The following is a 16,947-nucleotide window of genomic DNA, read 5'->3' as shown; positions in this document are numbered from 1 at the left end:
GTCTCGGCTTCGCCGAGCCACCTCTCCCCCGATCGACGGGGTAGAGGAAAGGCGCGAGCTTTAGAAAGGTTGGCTCCCTTCCTCTCCCTCCGGAGGGGGGAGAGGTGGCGCTGCGAAGCAGCGACGGAGTGGGGGAAGCCGCTCGTCAATCGCGCCGCCGCCGCAAGACAGGCATACCCGACCAGCAAGAAAACTGTCACCCATGCTATCGGTCCATTCTGTTACCTATCTATCCGGTTCGGACAACTCGACACCTCTCCCCCGATCGACGGGGGAGAGGAACCCAAGTTCTGCCTGGCTCAAGCAGCCACCGGCCGCCGCGCCAGCCCGTCGCGGATATGTCGCGCGAATTCCTGCGCCGCCGGCCCGACACCGTGCCTCGGCAGATGCAGGTTGATGGCAAAATTCGGCAGCGGCGGCAGGCCGGACTCCGATGGCAGTATGTCCAGATCGGCCGGCACGGTGGAGGCCAGCCAGGTGGTGACGGCAAGGTCCGACCGCACCGTCGCGGTCGTCGCGTCGATGTTGCCGTTTTCGAACACGGTGCGCCACTCCAGCCCATGCTCACCGAGCGCCGCCAGCACCGCCGGACGGAAGGCGCAGGTATCGGCGACGATCGAGACCGGCAGCGGCCGCTTGGCGCGGGCAATGCCGCCCTTGGCACCGACCCAGACCAGCCGATCGATGGCAAGGCACTCACCGGCCGACGGGCCGACGCGTTCCTCGATCACCGCAAGGTCGATGGTCCCGGCCGCAAGGGCAGCCGTCAGTTCCGGCGACGAGGCGCAGACCAGCGATATCTCGATCTGCGGATAGGTCTCGGCATAGGTCTTCAGCACCGGCGACAGCAAGGTGCCGACAAGGTCGTAGGGCACGCCCAGCCGCACCTGGCCGGCCACCGATGTCCCAGCCATCTCGGCCCAGATCTCGTCATTCAAGGCCAGCAACCGCTTGCCCCTGCCGAACAGCTGTTCACCGGCGCGCGTCAGCCGCAAGCCGCGCCGGTCGCGCGTAAACAGGCTGGAGCCGAGCGCCTCCTCCAGCCGCTTGACCTGCTGGCTGACAGCACCTTGCGTCAGGTGCAGCGCATTGGCCGCCGCCGTCATGCTGGCCTTGTCGGCGACGGTGATGAAGGTGCGGATCAGCGCCATGTCGAGATTTCGGATCATGGGTGGCATTATCTATCCTAATGCTGACCATGGCAAACATTGCATTTACTGAAGTTCGCACGCAGCTACGATCGCAGCCCTCTGACAGAGGACGCCGCATGCTCGAGCCCATTCTCCCGCTCATCCTTTTTGCCATCGTCGCCACCACCACGCCCGGCATCGCCACGACCCTGTCTACGGCGTCCGGCGCGCAGTTCGGCTTTCGCCGTTCCGTGCCCCTGCTGGTCGGCAGCGCCGCCGGCCTCGCCACCGTCACGGGTGCCGCTGCCGCCGGGCTTGCCGGTCTGCTGCTTGCCGTGCCTTCGCTGCAACTGGCCATGAAGGTCGTCGGCTCGCTCTATCTCGTCTGGCTGGCGATCAAGATCAGCCGCAGCGGACCGCCCAATATGGATGTGAGCATGGCCAGGCCGAACAGCTTTCTCGGCGGCGCCGGCATTCAATGGATGAACCCGAAAGGCTGGGCGATGGGTCTAGGTGCCGCGGCCTCGTTCGCGGCATTGGCCAGCGGACCGGTGCAGCTCGCGCTGCTGCTCGGCGCCACCTTCGGCCTCGCGGCCGCCGCCTCGCTTTCACTGTGGTGCGTGGCCGGAATGGTGCTGGCGCGGCTGCTCAAGACCGAATGGCAATGGCGCGCGCTCAACATCGTGCTGGCACTGGTGCTGGCCGCCTCGATCATTCCGATGTGGCGGACGGCTTAGACGGCCATGGAATTGCGAAGAAGGAGCCAAGTCCTGCAAGGTCAGCGCAGACCCCCACCCGGACCTTCGGTCCGACCTCCCCACAAGGGGAGGGTAGAAGTTCAGGCGGCGCAGACTTCGCGGATCGAGCTTTCCAGGATGTCGAGTGCTTCGTTCATGACTTCGTCCTGGATGGTGATCGGCGCCAGGAAGCGGATGACGTTGCCGTAGACGCCGCAGGTCAGCAGGATCAGGCCCTTGTCGAGCGCCTTCAACCGGATCGCATTGGCGATCTCGGCCGACGGCAGGCCCTTCTTGACGTCGTTGAACTCGACCGCATTCATGAAGCCGAGGCCTCTGATGTCAACGATTTCGGGCACGTCGTCGCGGATCGACTGCAGCCGCTGCTTCAGCCTTGCGCCCAGCGTGTTGGCGCGGTCGCACAGGTTTTCGTCCTCGATCACGTCGAGCACGGCGTGCGCGGCGGCAACACCGATCGGGCTGCCGCCATAGGTGCCGCCGAGCCCGCCGGGGCCGGGCGCATCCATGATTTCGGCGCGGCCAGTGACCGCGGCCAGCGGGAAACCGCCGGCCAGGCTCTTGGCCATGGTGGTGATGTCTGCGGCCACCTCATGGTGATCCATCGCAAACATCTTGCCGGTGCGGGCAAAGCCGGTCTGCACTTCGTCGGCGATCAGCAGCATGCCGTGCTGGTCGCAAAGCTTGCGCAGCGCAACCAGGAAGTCACGCGGCGCGTCGTAGAAACCGCCTTCGCCCTGAACCGGCTCGATGATGATGGCTGCGACGCGGGCCGGATCGACATCGGCCTTGAACAGCCGGTCGAGCGCGGCCAGCGAGTCGGCGACCGAGACACCGTGCAGCGGCACCGGGAACGGCGCATGATAGACGTCGCCCGGCATGGCGCCGAAGCCGACCTTGTAGGGCACGACCTTGCCGGTCAGCGCCATGCCCATGAAGGTGCGGCCATGGAAGCCGCCGGCGAAGGCGATGACCGCCTGACGGCCGGTGGCATTGCGGGCGATCTTGATGGCGTTCTCTACCGCCTCGGCCCCGGTGGTGACGAAGATCGTCTTCTTCTCGAACTTGCCGGGCAGCATGCCGTTCAGCCGTTCGGCCAGGCGCACATAGCTCTCATAGGGCACCACCTGGTGGCAGGTGTGGGTGAAGCGGTCGAGCTGTGCCTTGACCGCCTCGATCACCCTGGGATGGCGATGCCCGGTGTTGACCACGGCGATGCCCGACGAGAAATCGATATAGCGACGTCCCTCGACATCCCAGATTTCCGAATTTTCAGCCCGGTCGGCATAGATCTGCGTGGTCATGCCGACGCCGCGGGAAATCGATTGGTTCTTGCGTTCGGAAATGGCTGAATTCTTCATCGTATCCTCACCGGGCCGGCGCCCGTCCTGTTTGATGCCGTTGAGACGTCTTCTGACCTTATTTCACGTTTTCCTCAAGTCGGCACCACCGGCAGGCGATTGGGCCTGCGACAGGTGGATCCCGGCGCTTAACCAGTTGCCCGATACACGTACGACACCGGTTTCCTTTTCCCGGGGATCGACTATCCTCCAGATATCCGCGAGGTCTCGCGATCCGCGCTAGCCGCCCACGGGGCTGGGGGAGTCCATGAGCAGGAACGCGACATCGTCCGTCTCGCGGCCGTCGGTCAAAACCCCCTGCCTGTTTTCTTGTCCGATCGCCTCGGTGCTTTTCGCTTGCACGGCGGCTCTTCTGCTAACCGGCTGCCAGAAGCAGGAGGCGGCGGACAAGAAATTGCCGGTCATGGTGCGCACCGAAACCGTGGCGATGGCCGACTATGCGCCGAGAACCTCGCTGACCGGGGTGATCGCGGCGCGTACGCTGAACAATCTGTCGTTCCGGGTCGGTGGTCGCGTCGCCGAACGGTTTGTCGATGTCGGCCAGCATGTCGATCAAGGCACGGTGCTCGCCCGGATCGATCCGCAGGAGCAGGAATCCGATTTGCGCTCGGCGCAGGCCGATCTCGACGCGGCACAGGCGCAATTGACCCAGTCCGCCGCCGCCTTCGAACGGCAGAAGACGCTGCTCGCCCAGGGTTTTACCACCAGGCGCGATTATGACGCCGCGGACCAGGCCCTGAAGGTGGCACAAGGCAGCGTCGAAGCCGCGCAGAGCGCTTTCTCCAACGCCCAGCAAAACCTGTCCTTCACCGAGCTCAAGGCCGGTGCCGCCGGCGTGATCACCGCCCGCCAAGTCGAAACCGGCCAAGTGGTGCAAGCCGCGCAAACCGTCTTCACCGTCGCCGAGGACGGTGACCGCGACGCCGTGTTCAACGTGCAGGAGACGCTGATCGCCAAGGCACCGGCATCGCCTGCGGTGACGATCACGCTGTTGTCCGATCCGCAGGTCAGGGCGACGGGCAAGGTCCGCGAAATCTCGCCTGCGGTCGACCCGGCTTCGGGCTCGATCCGGGTCAAAATCGCCATTCCCGACACGCCCGCCGGCATGCCGCTTGGGGCAGCCGTCATCGGCACGGTAAGCGCCAAGCCGGCGAAGGCGATCCTGCTGCCTTGGCAGGCGCTGACGTCCAGCGGCGGCAAGCCGGCGGTCTGGATCGTCGATCCCTCGACCAAGGCAGTGACGATGGCGCCAGTCGAAGTGCTGGCGTTCAATTCGGGCACGGTCGTGATCGCCAAGGGGCTGGACGCGGGCCAGAGCGTCGTCACCGCTGGAGGACAGCTGCTCAGCCCTGAACAGACGATCGAGATATCGGGAGCGGGCCAATGAGCCGGACGCCACGCATCCTGCTCGGCGTGCTCATGCTCGGCGCGCTGGCATCCTGCTCCAAGTCGGAGGAAAAGCCGCCCGAGATCGTCCGACCGGTGCTGTCGATGGTGATCGAGCCGCGCACCACGCAAATCTTCGGTTTTGCCGGATCCGTGGAACCGCAGGTCAGCGCCGACCTGGCCTTCCGCCTGCTTGGCCGGGTCGTCTCGCGCGACGTCCAGGTCGGCGACATCGTCAGCAAGGGCACGACGATAGCGGCACTGGATCCGACCGCACTGGAGTTGGGCCTCCAGGCGGCCAAGGCGGAACTGTCCAATGCCGAGGCGCAGCTCGCCAACGCCGCCGCCAGCGAGGAACGGCAGCGCCAGTTGCTCGCCTCGGCCAACGCCTCGCAAGCTGTCTTCGATGCCGCGCAGCAGGCGCGCAAAGCTGCGGAGGCAGGTGTCGAGCGGGCCAAGGCTTCGCTTGCCAAATCGCAGGAACAGCTCGGCTATGCCAGGCTGTTCTCTGATTTCGACGGTGTCGTCACCGCGGTCGGCGCCGAAGTTGGCCAGACGGTCTCGCCCGGCCAGACCGTCGTCACCGTGGCGCGTTCGGACCTGCGCGAGGCGGTGGTCGACATTCCCGATCAATTGACCGGTGATCTTGAGGCCGGCACGCCCTTCCAGGTGATCCTGCAGTCGCTGCCGACGATCCAGACCGGGGCCAAGCTGCGCGAGATCGCACCGCAATCCGAGGGCTCGACCCGCACGCGGCGCGTCAAGCTGACGCTCACGGATCCGCCACAGGCCTTCCGGCTCGGCTCGACGGTGACGGCGACCCGCGAGACCAAGGTGGCACTGACGATCGAACTGCCCATGTCGGCGCTGTTCGAAAAGAACGGTTCCGCGAAAGTGTGGATCGTCGACCCGCAGACATCCAGCGTGAACGCACGCGACATAAAGGTCGCGTCGAAGAATGGCGGCACCTTCACGGTGGCCGAGGGGCTGGAGGCCGGCATGCGTGTTGTCACGGCGGGCGTCCACAGCCTGAGCGAAGGCCAGAAGGTGACAGTGCCCGAGGGAGGGGCCTCATGAAAGGCTTCAATCTCTCCGACTGGGCGCTCAACCACCGCTCCATGGTCTGGTATTTCATGCTGGTCTTCGTCGTGGCTGGCGTGTTCTCCTACCTCAATCTCGGCCGTGAAGAAGACCCCAATTTCACCATCAAGACGATGATCATCCAGGCCAACTGGCCGGGCGCCTCGGTCAGGGAAACCGTGCAGCAGGTGACCGACCGTATCGAGAAGAAACTCGAGGAACTCGACAGCCTCGACTACACCAAGTCCGTCACCACGGCCGGCCAGACCGTCATCTTCGTCAACCTGAAGGACACCACCAAAGCACGCGATGTCGTGCCGAACTGGATTCAGGTGCGCAACATGGTCAACGACATCGCGGCGCAGTTTCCGCAGGGGGTGCAGGGACCCTTCTTCAACGACCGCTTCGGCGACGTCTATGGCAACATCTACGCCTTCACATCGGACGGGCTGACGCCGCGCCAGTTGCGCGACTATGTCGAGGACGCCAGAACAAAAATCCTGACCGTGCCCAACGCCGGCAAGGTCGACCTCGTCGGCGCCCAGGACGAGGCGATCTATCTCGAATTCTCGACCCGCCAGATCGCCGCCCTCGGCCTCAACCAGCAAGCGATCGTGGCGAGCCTGCAGGCGCAGAACGCGATCACGCCGTCCGGCGTCATCCAGTCCGGGCCGGAGCGCATCAGCGTGCGTGTCGGCGGGCAGTTCACCTCCGAGGACAGCCTGCGCGCCATCAATCTGCGCGTCGATGACCGTTTCTTCCGCCTCAGCGACGTGGCGACGATCACGCGCGGCTATGTCGATCCGCCTACGGCACTGTTCCGCTTCAACGGCCAGGACGCCATCGGGCTCGCCATCGGCATGAAACCCAACGCCAACCTGCTCGAATTCGGCGAGGCGCTGCACAAGGAGATGGACAAGGTGCTGGCCGACCTGCCGGTCGGCGTCGGCGTGCATCTGGTGGCCGACCAGCCGGTCATCGTCGAGGAGGCCGTCTCGGGCTTTACGCGCGCGCTGTTCGAGGCGGTCGCCATCGTGCTCGCCGTATCGTTCATCAGCCTCGGCATGCGCGCCGGCTTCGTCGTGGCGCTGTCGATCCCGCTGGTGCTGGCCATCACCTTCACGGTCATGGCTTATCTCGGCATTTCGCTGCAGCGTATTTCCCTGGGGGCGCTGATCATCTCGCTCGGGCTTCTGGTCGACGACGCGATGATCGCGGTCGAGATGATGGTGGCGCGGCTGGAGGTCGGCGACAATCTGCGCAAGGCGGCGACCTATGTCTACACATCGACCGCCTTTCCGATGCTGACCGGTACGCTGGTGACGGTCGCCGGCTTCATCCCGATCGGCCTCAACAACAGCGCCGCCGGCGAATATACCTTCACCCTCTTCGTGGTCATCGCCGTTTCGCTGCTGGTGTCATGGGTCGTGGCGGTGCTGTTTGCGCCACTGCTCGGGGTCACCATCCTGCCGGCGACGATGAAAACCAAGCATCACGACCAGCCCGGCCGCTTCACCTCGCTTTTCCGGCGCGTGCTTGTCGGCTCGGTGCGCCATCACTGGCTGACGATCATCGTCACCGTGCTTTTGTTTGCCGGCTCGATCGCCGGCTTCGGGCTGGTGCAGCAGCAGTTCTTTCCGCCATCGGACCGGCCGGAGCTGATCGTCGACTGGAACCTGCCGCAGAATGCCTCGATCGCCGATACGCGCGACCAGATGGAGCGGTTCGAGCAGCGGGCGCTGGTCGGCAATCCCGACATCGACCATTTTTCGTCCTATATCGGCCAGGGCGCGGTGCGTTTTGTGCTCGCCTATGACGTGCAGCCGGCCAACCCCTATTTCGGCCAGACCGTCATCGTCACCAAGAGCATCGCGGCCCGCAACAGGGTCAAGCCGGCGCTTGAAAAACTGCTGCGCGAGGAGTTCGTCGGCACCGACGCCTTCGTCAAACCGCTCGAACTCGGACCGCCGGTCGGCCGCCCGGTGCAATACCGCGTCGGCGGTCCCGACATCCAGACGGTGCGCGAACTGGCGCAGCAATTCGCCGGTGTCATCTCCGCCAATCCAAAGCTAGCAGCGCCGACCTTCGACTGGAACGAGCCGCAGCGTGTGCTGAGGGTCGACGTGCTGCAGGACAAGGCACGCCAGCTCGGTATCACCTCCTCCGACATCGCCAGCGCGCTGAACAGCACGGTCGGCGGCGCCACCATCACGCAAGTGCGCGACGCCACCTATCTGATCAATGTCGTGGCGCGCTCGCGTGGGTCCGAACGCGGCTCGATCGAAACCTTGCAGAACATGCAGCTGCCGACCAGTAGCGGCGAGGCGATCCCGCTCGCGGCCGTCGCCAACTTCCGCTACGATCTGGAGCAGCCAACGGTGTGGCGACGCGACCGCATCCCGACCATCACCGTGCGCGCCGGACTGGTCGGCGACGTGCTGCCGGCCACCGTCGTCAACGAGTTGAAGCCGTCGGTCGATGCCTTCACCGCCAAGCTGCCGCCGGGCTATTCGATCGCCACCGCCGGCTCGGTCGAGGAAAGCGCCAAAAGCCAGGGACCGATCGCCGCCGTGGTGCCACTGATGCTGTTCGTCATGGCGACCATCCTGATGATCCAGCTGCAGAGTTTCCAGCGCCTGTTCCTGGTGGTGGCCGTGGCGCCGCTCGGCCTGATCGGCGTGGTGGCGGCCCTGGTGCCGAGCGGAGCACCGCTCGGCTTCGTCGCCATCCTGGGCGTGCTGGCGCTGATCGGCATCCTGATCCGCAATTCGGTCATCCTGATCGTGCAGATCGAGGATCTCGTCCGGGAAGGCAAGGACCGCTGGGCCGCTGTCATCGAAGCGACGGAACACCGCATGCGGCCGATCGCGCTGACGGCCGCCGCCGCCAGCTTGGCGCTGATCCCGATCGCACGTGAAGTGTTCTGGGGCCCGATGGCCTATGCCATGATGGGCGGCATCATTGCCGGCACGGCGATTACGCTGCTGTTCCTGCCGGCGCTTTATGTGACGTGGTTCAGGATCAAGGAGCCGAAGGACCGAGAAGAGCCCCCCGTTCTGGAAAACGGCGAACTGGCGCAAGGTTCGACTTAACGCTTTGCCTGGTCATTCGTTGTCGTTGGAAGGTACAGGGTGCGACCTGGCGCGTTGCCACGGCGACGATCTTGAGATGCGCCACGCATGCCAGCCTTCTGGCAAGTCAGCCAACGCCTGGACGCTTTCGTCCCGCCGCGCAACGTTCTGCAAGCTGACAATCATGATATCGCCTTCGTTCACAGGTCCCGTTTCGCTGTTGTGGAATTGCCAACTGCCGTCGTCATTGTCATGCGAGACGTAGGCAATCCAGTCGTCGCCACGCGTAACTATCCCCCCATCCACAAACACTGCGACATTGGGCGGATCCGCAAACTTCCACTCCTCCATCGTAGTCCCCCAAGACGGTTGTTCTGTGCACAGGAAGAACGAATTCAGCCGGTTCTCACAAACCCGTCGCTCGCTCTCAGCAGGTTGCGCGTATAGTCCTTCGAGACACGGCGCTCGACAAGGTCGTTAGCCGCAAGATTCTCCACCGCCTCGCCGCTTTGCATCACCATCAGCCGCTCGCACATATGGGTGATGATGGCGAGGTCGTGGCTGACCATCAGGAAGGTCAGCTTGCGCCGCTTGCGTACCTCTTCCAACAGGTTGAGCACTTCCGCCTGCACCGAGGCGTCGAGCGCCGAGGTCGGCTCGTCGAGCAGCAGGATCGACGGTTCGAGAATGAGTGCACGCGCAATCGCCACGCGCTGGCGCTGGCCGCCGGAGAGTTGGTGCGAATAGCGGAACCGAAAACCGTTGCCGAGGCCGACCTCGTCGAGCGCCCGCTGGATGCGCTTTTCGCCGTCGGCAAAGCCATGGATGGCAAGCGGCTCCTGCAGCAGGCGGTCAACGGTCTGGCGCGGGTGCAGCGAGCCGTACGGATCCTGGAAGACCATCTGCACTTCGCGGTAGAAGGCCTTGTCGCGGCGTGGCCCGAGCGTCTTGCCGTTGACGGCGATGCCGCCCGAAGCGACCGGTGCAAGGCCGGCGATGGCCCGCAGCAGCGTCGATTTGCCGGAGCCGGATTCACCGACCAGGCCGAAGGATTCGCCCGGCTGCACGTCGAGGCTGACGCCCTTCAGTGCGCGAAAACGGTCGAAGATCACTTCCAGCCTGTCGACGGCAATCGCGGAAGTCATGCCGCCCACTCCGGCTTGCGGTCGAGCACCGGCAGCGGGTGGCGGTCGGCGCCGATCTTGGGCATGCAATTGAGCAAGCCGCGCGTGTAGGGATGCTGGGCATGGCCGAGTTCGGACGCCTTGAGCTGCTCTACCACCTTGCCGGCATACATGACGATGACGCGGTCGCAGAAGGACGAGACCAGGCGCAGATCGTGCGAGATGAAGATCAGCCCCATGCCGCGCTCACTGACCAGCCGGTCGAGAATGCCTAGCACATCAAGCTGCACGGTGACGTCGAGCGCCGAGGTCGGCTCGTCGGCGATCATCATTTCCGGACCGGCGATCAGCATCATGGCGATCATTGCGCGCTGGCCCATGCCGCCCGAAACTTCATGCGGATGCAGGTTGAAGACGCGAGAGGGATCACGGATCTGCACCGCCTCCAGCATGGCCAATGCGCGGTCGCGTGCCTCGGCCTTGCCGACCTTTTCATGGGTGCGCAGCGTCTCGACGATCTGGCGGCCGATGCTCATGACAGGGTCGAGCGAATATTTCGGGTCCTGCAGGATCATGGCGATGCGTTTGCCGCGCAGCTTCCGACGTTCGCGCGGCGAGACGCTGAGCAGGTCGATGCCGTCGAAGGCGAGCTTGTTGGCCGATATCCGGGCCTGCGGCGGCGTCAGGCCCATGATGGCGCGGCCGGTCTGCGATTTTCCCGAGCCCGACTCGCCGACGATGCCGAGCCGTTCGCGGCCGAGCGAAAAGGAAACGCCGCGCACCGCCTCGATTAGACCGGTGCGGGTCGGGAAGGTGACGCGCAGGTCGTCGACGTCGAGAAGCGTCTTCGTTTCCCTGCTCATTGGTCACCACTGCGAGGATCGAGCGCGTCGCGCAGGCCGTCGCCGAGCAGGTTGAAGCCGAGGCTGACGATGAGGATGGCGAAGCCCGGCGCACCGGCCACCCACCACTGGTCGAGCACGAAGCGGCGGCCGGACGCGATCATCGTGCCCCATTCGGGCAGCGGCGGTTGCGCGCCGAGGCCGAGGAAACCGAGCCCGGCGGCGGTCAGGATGATGCCGGCCATGTCGAGCGTCACCCTGACGATCAGGGACGAAATGCAAAGCGGCATGATATGGCGCAGCACGATGCGGAAGGGCGAGGCGCCCATCAGCTGCACCGCCTTGATGTAATCGGAATTGCGCACCGTCAGCGTCTCTGCCCGCGCGATGCGGGCGTAGGGCGGCCATGAGGTGATGGCGATGGCCAGCACCGCATTCTCGATGCCGGGGCCAAGTGCTGCGACAAAGGCCAGCGCCAGGATCAGCTTGGGAAAGGCGAGGAAGATGTCCGTGATGCGCATCAGGATGGCATCGGTCCAGCCGCCGGCATAGCCGGCCACCGTGCCGACCAGAAGGCCGATCGGTGCCGCGATGATGGCGACCAGGATGACCACATAAAGGGTCCAGCGCGAGCCGTAGAGGATGCGCGACAGGATATCGCGGCCGAGATCGTCGGTGCCGAACCAGTGCTCGGCGCTCGGCGCCAGCAGGCGCGCGTTCTTCAGGTCGCCGAACGTCGGAGAATAAGGTGCCAGCACGCCGGCAAGGGCGGCAACGACCAGCAGGGCAACGATGATGAGCAGGCCGAGAAAGGCCAGACGGTTGGCGGAAAAGCGCCGCCACGCCACATAGGCGCGGCCGAGCCTTGCCTGCATGCGCGAGGCCGGCCGCTCGCTGAGCAGCCAGTCGCGACGGGAGAGAGGGCGGGCGTCGGAGGCGGTCATGACGATGCCTCTTGGTGCTGTCGACCCCCACTCCGGCCTGCTTCGCAGACCACCTCGCTCCCGCTCGACGGGGGAGATGAAAGGCGCCAGGCGTGCGACCGGCTTTTCCTCTCCCCCGGGCAGGGGGAGAGGTGGCCCGAAGGGCCGGAGTGGGGGTGATTGGCCGCAGCTGGAGCAATTCCAGGAAAAGTGTGAAACGGTTTTCCGTCCGGAATTGCGTAAAAACAAGGAGTTAGAGCGGGTCGCCGTTTCCGTGAAACGGTGAACTGCTCTAGGCCCGAAAGTGGAATACCTCTGCTCATTGAACCTTCGTCCTCGGATCGAGCACCCGATACAGCAGGTCGGAGAGGAGATTGATGGCGATGAACACCGAGCCGATGACGATGGTGCCGCCGAGCACCGCATTCATGTCGGCGTTCTGCAGCGAATTGGTGATGTAAAGGCCGATGCCCGGCCACGAGAACACTGTTTCGGTGAGCACCGAGCCTTCGAGCAGCCCGGCATAGGAGAGCGCGATCACCGTCACCATCGGCACCGCCGCATTGCGCAGCGCGTGGCCCCAGATGATGCGGGTTTCCGACAGGCCCTTGGCGCGTGCCGCGACGATGTATTCCTGGGACAGTTCGTTGAGCATGAACGAGCGCGTCATGCGGCTGATATAGGCGAGCGAGAAGTAGCCGAGCAGCGATGCCGGCAGGATGATGTGGCGGAAGGCGTCGTAAAACACGTCCCACTGCCCCTGCATCGCGGAGTCGAGGAGATAGAAGCCGGTGATCGGCGTAAAAGTGTATTCGTAGACGACGTCGAGCCGCGCCGGGAAGGCAACCCATTGCAGCTTGGCATAGAACAGCACCAGCGCCAGCAGGCCGAGCCAGAAGATCGGCACGGAATAGCCGATCAGGCCGATGATGCGCACGATCTGGTCGATGAGACTGCCGCGCTTGACCGCCGCCAGCACGCCGAGCGGCACGCCGAACAGCGCCCCGATAAGCGTTCCCAGCGTCGCCAGTTCGGTGGTGGCCGGCAGCGCCCGGCGAATGTCGGTCATGACCGGATTGGTGGTCAGCACGGAGATGCCGAAATTACCGTTCAGGGCATTTTTCACATAGATGTAGAACTGCTCGATCAACGGCAGGTCGAGGCCCATCTCCCGGCGCGTGCGCTCGACGACATTGGCCGGCGCCCGGTCGCCGAGCACCGCCAGCACCGGGTCGATCGGAATGACGCGGCCGATGAAGAAGGTGACCGCGAGCAGACCAAGATAGGTCGTGATCGCAATGACCAGGAAACGGCCAAGCGATGACGCAATAGCGACGGCGCGGGCGCTGCCACGCCCCGCCGCCACTTCCTTTTCAACCGTGCTCATGCGGCGTGTCCGCGAGCACTATTCCTTGGACACCGGCCCGACGAAATTGCTGTCGAAGCTCGGGCCGAGCGCAAAGCCCTTGAGGTTCTTGCGCAGGCCGGCGACTTCCAGCTGCTGGTGGATGACGACGAAGGGGCTGGTGTCGAGAATTTTCTTCTGCAGATCCTTGTACATGTCAGCGCGTTTTCCGGCGTCCTTCTCGAGCAGTGCTGCTTCCGTTTCCTTGGTCAGGTCCGGAATGTCCCAGGCGTTGCGCCAGGCGAGCGTCTTGGACTTGCCCGCATCCGAATTGTCCGGGTTCGAGGCAAAGGTCTGGGCGTTGGAATTCGGGTCGAAATAATCCTGGCCCCACTGGCCGATATAGATGTCGTGGTTGCGGGCGCGATATTTGGTCAGCGTCTGCTTGCCGTCGCCCGGGATGATCTCGAGCTTGATGCCGGCCTGGCCAAGCGTCTGCTGGATCGATTCCGCCATGCCGGTCGTCGGCTGGCCGGTGCGTACGTCCATGGTTACGCTGAAGCCGTCGGGCAAGCCGGCCTTGGCCAGCAATTCCTTGGCCTTGGCGACATCGAGCTTAAACGGATTCTCATCCAATTCGCCGAGCACGCCCTTGGGCAGGAAGGTCTGGTGGATTTCGCCGATGCCCTTGAGGATGGTGGAACTCAAGGCATCATAGTCGACCAGATATTTGAAGGCCTGGCGGACCTCCGGCTTTGCGAGGTTCGGGTTCTTCTGGTTGAGGCTGATGTAGTAGACGGTGCCCTTCGGCGCGCTGGTGGTCGTGAGATCGGCGTTCTTGGCGATGGCGTCGAGATCGTTCGGCTCGAGATTGCGGGCAACGTCGATGTCGCCGGCTTCGAGCGCCAGGCGCTGGCCCGAGCTTTCCTTCATGTTGCGATAGATGACGCGGGCAAGCTTGGCCTTTTCGCCATGGTAATTGTCGTTGCGCTCGAGAACGACTGCCTCATTGGCGCGCCATTCGCGCAGCTTGAAGACGCCGGAGCCGGCATAGCCGGTCTTCAGCCAGGCATTGCCGAAATCATTGTCCCATTTGTAGTCGGCGCTCGGCGTGACCGCCGCGACATGTTCCTTGACCAGCTTGGCGTCGACCACCGAAGCGACCGTTGCCGACAGGCAGTTCAGGACGAAGCTCGGGGCATAAGCCTTGTCGACGGTGAACTGGAAAGTGGTCTCGTCGACCGCCTTGGCCTTCTCGGCGACGTTGTCGCCGCTGATGCCGAATTGGCCGATGATGAAGGCCGGGCTCTTGTCGAGCTTGACGGCGCGTTCGAACGACCAGGCGACGTCGGCCGCGGTGATCGGGTTGCCGGAAGCGAATTTCAGGCCGGGCTTGAGTTTGAACGTGTAGGTCAGGCCGTCATCGGAGACGGTCCAGCTTTCGGCGAGGTCGCCCTTGACCTTGGAGGTGTCGCTGAGGTCGAGACGGACAAGCAGATCATAGGTGTTGCCGGTGACCTCGGCGGTCGACAGCTCGAACGCCTCGCCCGGATCCATGGAGATGATGTCGTCGATCGCGAAACCTTCGACCAGCGTGTCGGCGGGCGTGACCGCACCGGCGGGCGCGCCGGCCAGAAGCAGCGCGGACATGGCTGCACCCGCCAGCAGGAAGCGAGAGCGTAGAGCAAACTTTTCCATCATCATCGTGATTGTTCCCTGTTTTGTTGTTTGTTGACCTGAGTTCCCGGCTCAGGGTTGTGGAATTCTTTTCGGGCCTTGAGACGGCCCCACTGACCTCTTACCGTTGCGGTTTTTGTCCAGTTGGTCAACACCATATCCGGCGGCCTCGTGGCGGGCAACGAGCATTTATCCGACGGCTCAACGGGCGAGAAAGGCCGGAGGATGTCGACGCACGGGCCAGCCAATAGAGCCTGCCGATCGGGGAAAATCTGGCGAATGTCGCGACTACTTCAGCGCCGCGACCAAGCCGGCGTCAGGGAAGCAGGTGGCGGCGCGGCCGTTCTTGGCTTGCCAAGCGCCGATCGAACGGCGGGTCTTGAAGCCGGGCAGGCCATCGGCGCTGCCGACATCATAGCCCTGGGCTTCCAGCGCGCGTTGCAGAGCGGCGATGTCCGAACGGTGGAGCCCGCCAACCGCGCCCCAGCTGCCGGCGAAATTGCCATCGCCATGGGCGATGCGGTCGGCGCCGTGGCCGATGAACAGCGCGTAGAGGTCGCTGGTGTTGTATTGCTTCAGCACGTAGAAATTGGGTGTGGCGATAAAGGCCGGGCCGCTGCGCCCTGCCGGCATCAACAGAAAACCCTCGGCCTTCAGCTCACTTGCCGGAAACGGTTTGCCGCCAACGCGCTTGATGCCCATATCAGCCCATTGCGAGATTTTCTTGCCCTGGTCCGGGCCTTCCAGCGAACAGGAAACGCTTTCCGGCACCGTCACCTCGAAACCCCAGCCACGGCCCTTTACCCAACCGTAATGGACGAGATAATTGGCGATCGAGGCCAGCACGTCCGGCGTCGAGTTCCAGATGTCGGCGCGGCCGTCGCCGTCGAAATCGACGGCATGTTTCAGGAACGAGGTCGGCATGAATTGCGGCTGGCCGAGCGCTCCGGCCCGGGACGATTTCATCGCGCCGACCGGAGCCAGCCCGCGCTCGACGATCTCGAGTGCAGCAAGCAACTCGGTGCGGAAGAAGTCCTTCCTGGTCGACATGAACGCCTTGGTGCCCAGCACCTCGAAGGCGTCGTAGGGTATTTTTGCCGCGCCGAATCCGGTCTCGCGGCCCCAGATCGCCAGCAGCACTTCGCCCGGCACGCCGTAGCGCTTTTCGATTGATGCAAGTGTCCTGGCATTGGTGGCTTCGCGCGCCCGCCCGCCCGCCGTCACCGCGCGAACGGTCTTCTCGGCGAAATAGGCGCCGGGTGAGCCGAATTCGGCCTGATGCTGCTTTCGCGGCGTGGTCGCCTTATCGCCCGGCTTGACCAAGTCCGGCAGCTTCAGATTGGGCTTGATGCCGTCAAAGGCGGCATCGAAGGTGGTTTTGGAAATGCCTTTCGCCCTTGCTTGCGGCCAAAGGTCGTTCTGCAGCCAGGCGCGGAACTGGTCGTCGATCTTTGCGGCGGAGGCGGGAGCGGAAATGAAGAGACTGGCCAGCGCGGCCAGAAGAAATGCAGAGATGACATTGCGAAGGTTGTGTTCTGCGGCAGTCATCTCAGCAAGCATCCCCGCCAATTGCGTCAAAACGCCGTCCGCGAGCGCAGCGCCGCGGCCAGCGTGCCCTCGTCGAGATAGTCGAGTTCGCCGCCGACCGGCACGCCATGCGCGAGCCGTGTCACCTTGATGTCGAAGCCGGACAGCTGATCGGTGAGGTAATGCGCGGTCGTCTGGCCCTCCACCGTCGCATTGACGGCGAGGATGATCTCCTTGACCTCGCCACCGGCGACGCGGTCGACCAGCGAGCGCATGTTGAGCTGGTCGGGGCCGATGCCGTCGAGCGGCGACAGCGTGCCGCCGAGTACGTGGTAGCGCACATTCATCGCCGCCGCGCGCTCCAGCGCCCACAGGTCGGAGACGTCCTCGACGACGATGATGGTGCCGGCGTCACGGCGCGGGTCGGTGCAGATCATGCAAGGGTCCGATGTGTCGACATTGCCGCAGGTCGAGCAGATGCGCACCTTGTCGGCCGCTTCGGCCATGGCGGCGGCCAGCGGCGACAAAAGCTGCTCCTTCTTCTTGATCAGATGAAGGGCCGCACGCCTGGCCGACCGGGGACCCAGCCCCGGCACCTTGGCCAGGAGCTGGATCAGACGTTCGATCTCGGGACCGGCGATTCGCTTCGACATCGCTCTGATCTAGGATTTTTCAGAGCGCTTTGGAACATCCGCATACGCATGACCGCCATATTGGCCTTGGCGG

Annotated in this window: 14 protein-coding genes; 4 read left to right on the top strand and 10 right to left on the bottom strand. The window is 64.3% G+C overall.

Features of this window, described 5'->3' with window-relative positions; genetic code table 11:
* Window positions 1–299 precede the first annotated feature (299 nt).
* Window positions 300–1,169, bottom strand: coding sequence for a LysR substrate-binding domain-containing protein (locus EOB59_RS02325; RefSeq protein WP_128287558.1), 870 nt, complete (start codon window positions 1,167–1,169; stop codon window positions 300–302).
* 98 nt (window positions 1,170–1,267) lie between these two features.
* On the opposite strand from EOB59_RS02325, the gene EOB59_RS02320 reads away from it, so the two are divergent.
* Window positions 1,268–1,867 carry a LysE family translocator gene (locus EOB59_RS02320; RefSeq protein WP_128287555.1) on the top strand — a complete coding sequence of 200 codons (600 nt, stop codon included), beginning with the start codon at window positions 1,268–1,270 and terminating at the stop codon, window positions 1,865–1,867.
* A 101-nt stretch (window positions 1,868–1,968) separates the two neighbouring features.
* Here the strand turns inward: EOB59_RS02320 and EOB59_RS02315 are convergent, their stop codons facing one another.
* A complete protein-coding gene (locus tag EOB59_RS02315) occupies window positions 1,969–3,246 on the bottom strand; it encodes a 4-aminobutyrate--2-oxoglutarate transaminase (RefSeq protein ID WP_023811424.1) in 1,278 nt (425 codons plus the stop codon).
* 247 nt (window positions 3,247–3,493) lie between these two features.
* On the opposite strand from EOB59_RS02315, the gene EOB59_RS02310 reads away from it, so the two are divergent.
* From EOB59_RS02310 to EOB59_RS02300, 3 genes are read left to right on the top strand one after another with little or no spacing between them, the layout of a single operon-like run.
* Window positions 3,494–4,633 carry an efflux RND transporter periplasmic adaptor subunit gene (locus EOB59_RS02310; protein WP_128287554.1) on the top strand — a complete coding sequence of 380 codons (1,140 nt, stop codon included), beginning with the start codon at window positions 3,494–3,496 and terminating at the stop codon, window positions 4,631–4,633.
* Window positions 4,630–5,709 carry an efflux RND transporter periplasmic adaptor subunit gene (locus EOB59_RS02305; RefSeq protein WP_128287553.1) on the top strand — a complete coding sequence of 360 codons (1,080 nt, stop codon included), beginning with the start codon at window positions 4,630–4,632 and terminating at the stop codon, window positions 5,707–5,709. The genes EOB59_RS02310 and EOB59_RS02305 overlap by 4 nt, the downstream gene beginning before the upstream one ends.
* Window positions 5,706–8,804: an efflux RND transporter permease subunit gene (locus EOB59_RS02300; protein ID WP_128287552.1), complete on the top strand. Its 3,099-nt coding sequence runs from the start codon at window positions 5,706–5,708 to the stop codon at window positions 8,802–8,804. Before EOB59_RS02305 ends, EOB59_RS02300 begins: the two co-directional genes overlap by 4 nt.
* 12 nt (window positions 8,805–8,816) lie before the next feature.
* On the opposite strand, the gene EOB59_RS02295 is transcribed toward EOB59_RS02300, so the two are convergent.
* The 8 genes from EOB59_RS02295 to recR all read right to left on the bottom strand — a co-directional run bounded on the left by EOB59_RS02295 (window position 8,817) and on the right by recR (window position 16,874).
* Complete coding sequence (locus EOB59_RS02295; protein ID WP_128287551.1) at window positions 8,817–9,134, bottom strand: hypothetical protein; 318 nt, start codon at window positions 9,132–9,134, stop codon at window positions 8,817–8,819.
* 44 nt (window positions 9,135–9,178) lie between these two features.
* Window positions 9,179–9,928 carry an ABC transporter ATP-binding protein gene (locus EOB59_RS02290; protein WP_128287550.1) on the bottom strand — a complete coding sequence of 250 codons (750 nt, stop codon included), beginning with the start codon at window positions 9,926–9,928 and terminating at the stop codon, window positions 9,179–9,181.
* Window positions 9,925–10,770 (bottom strand): ABC transporter ATP-binding protein, encoded by an 846-nt coding sequence (locus EOB59_RS02285; protein ID WP_127397214.1) that lies wholly within the window; start codon window positions 10,768–10,770, stop codon window positions 9,925–9,927. Before EOB59_RS02285 ends, EOB59_RS02290 begins: the two co-directional genes overlap by 4 nt.
* Window positions 10,767–11,693, bottom strand: coding sequence for a nickel transporter permease (gene nikC, locus EOB59_RS02280; RefSeq protein ID WP_127326259.1), 927 nt, complete (start codon window positions 11,691–11,693; stop codon window positions 10,767–10,769). The genes EOB59_RS02285 and nikC overlap by 4 nt, the downstream gene beginning before the upstream one ends.
* Before the next feature lie 298 nt (window positions 11,694–11,991).
* On the bottom strand, window positions 11,992–13,059 hold the full coding sequence (locus tag EOB59_RS02275) for an ABC transporter permease (protein WP_127319783.1): 1,068 nt from the start codon (window positions 13,057–13,059) through the stop codon (window positions 11,992–11,994).
* A gap of 18 nt (window positions 13,060–13,077) precedes the next feature.
* Window positions 13,078–14,721 (bottom strand): ABC transporter substrate-binding protein, encoded by a 1,644-nt coding sequence (locus EOB59_RS02270; RefSeq protein WP_127267906.1) that lies wholly within the window; start codon window positions 14,719–14,721, stop codon window positions 13,078–13,080.
* A 261-nt stretch (window positions 14,722–14,982) separates the two neighbouring features.
* A complete protein-coding gene (locus EOB59_RS02265; protein ID WP_128287549.1) occupies window positions 14,983–16,242 on the bottom strand; it encodes a lytic murein transglycosylase in 1,260 nt (419 codons plus the stop codon).
* Window positions 16,243–16,268: 26 nt separating this feature from the next.
* Window positions 16,269–16,874: a recombination mediator RecR gene (gene recR / locus EOB59_RS02260; protein ID WP_027039603.1), complete on the bottom strand. Its 606-nt coding sequence runs from the start codon at window positions 16,872–16,874 to the stop codon at window positions 16,269–16,271.
* Window positions 16,875–16,947: the final 73 nt, after the last annotated feature.

Source organism: Mesorhizobium sp. M7A.F.Ca.MR.176.00.0.0 (genome assembly GCF_004023165.1).
Classification (GTDB): domain Bacteria; phylum Pseudomonadota; class Alphaproteobacteria; order Rhizobiales; family Rhizobiaceae; genus Mesorhizobium.
The sequence above is the reverse complement of the archived record's forward strand: the minus strand, read 5'-3'. Positions and strand labels throughout refer to the sequence as shown.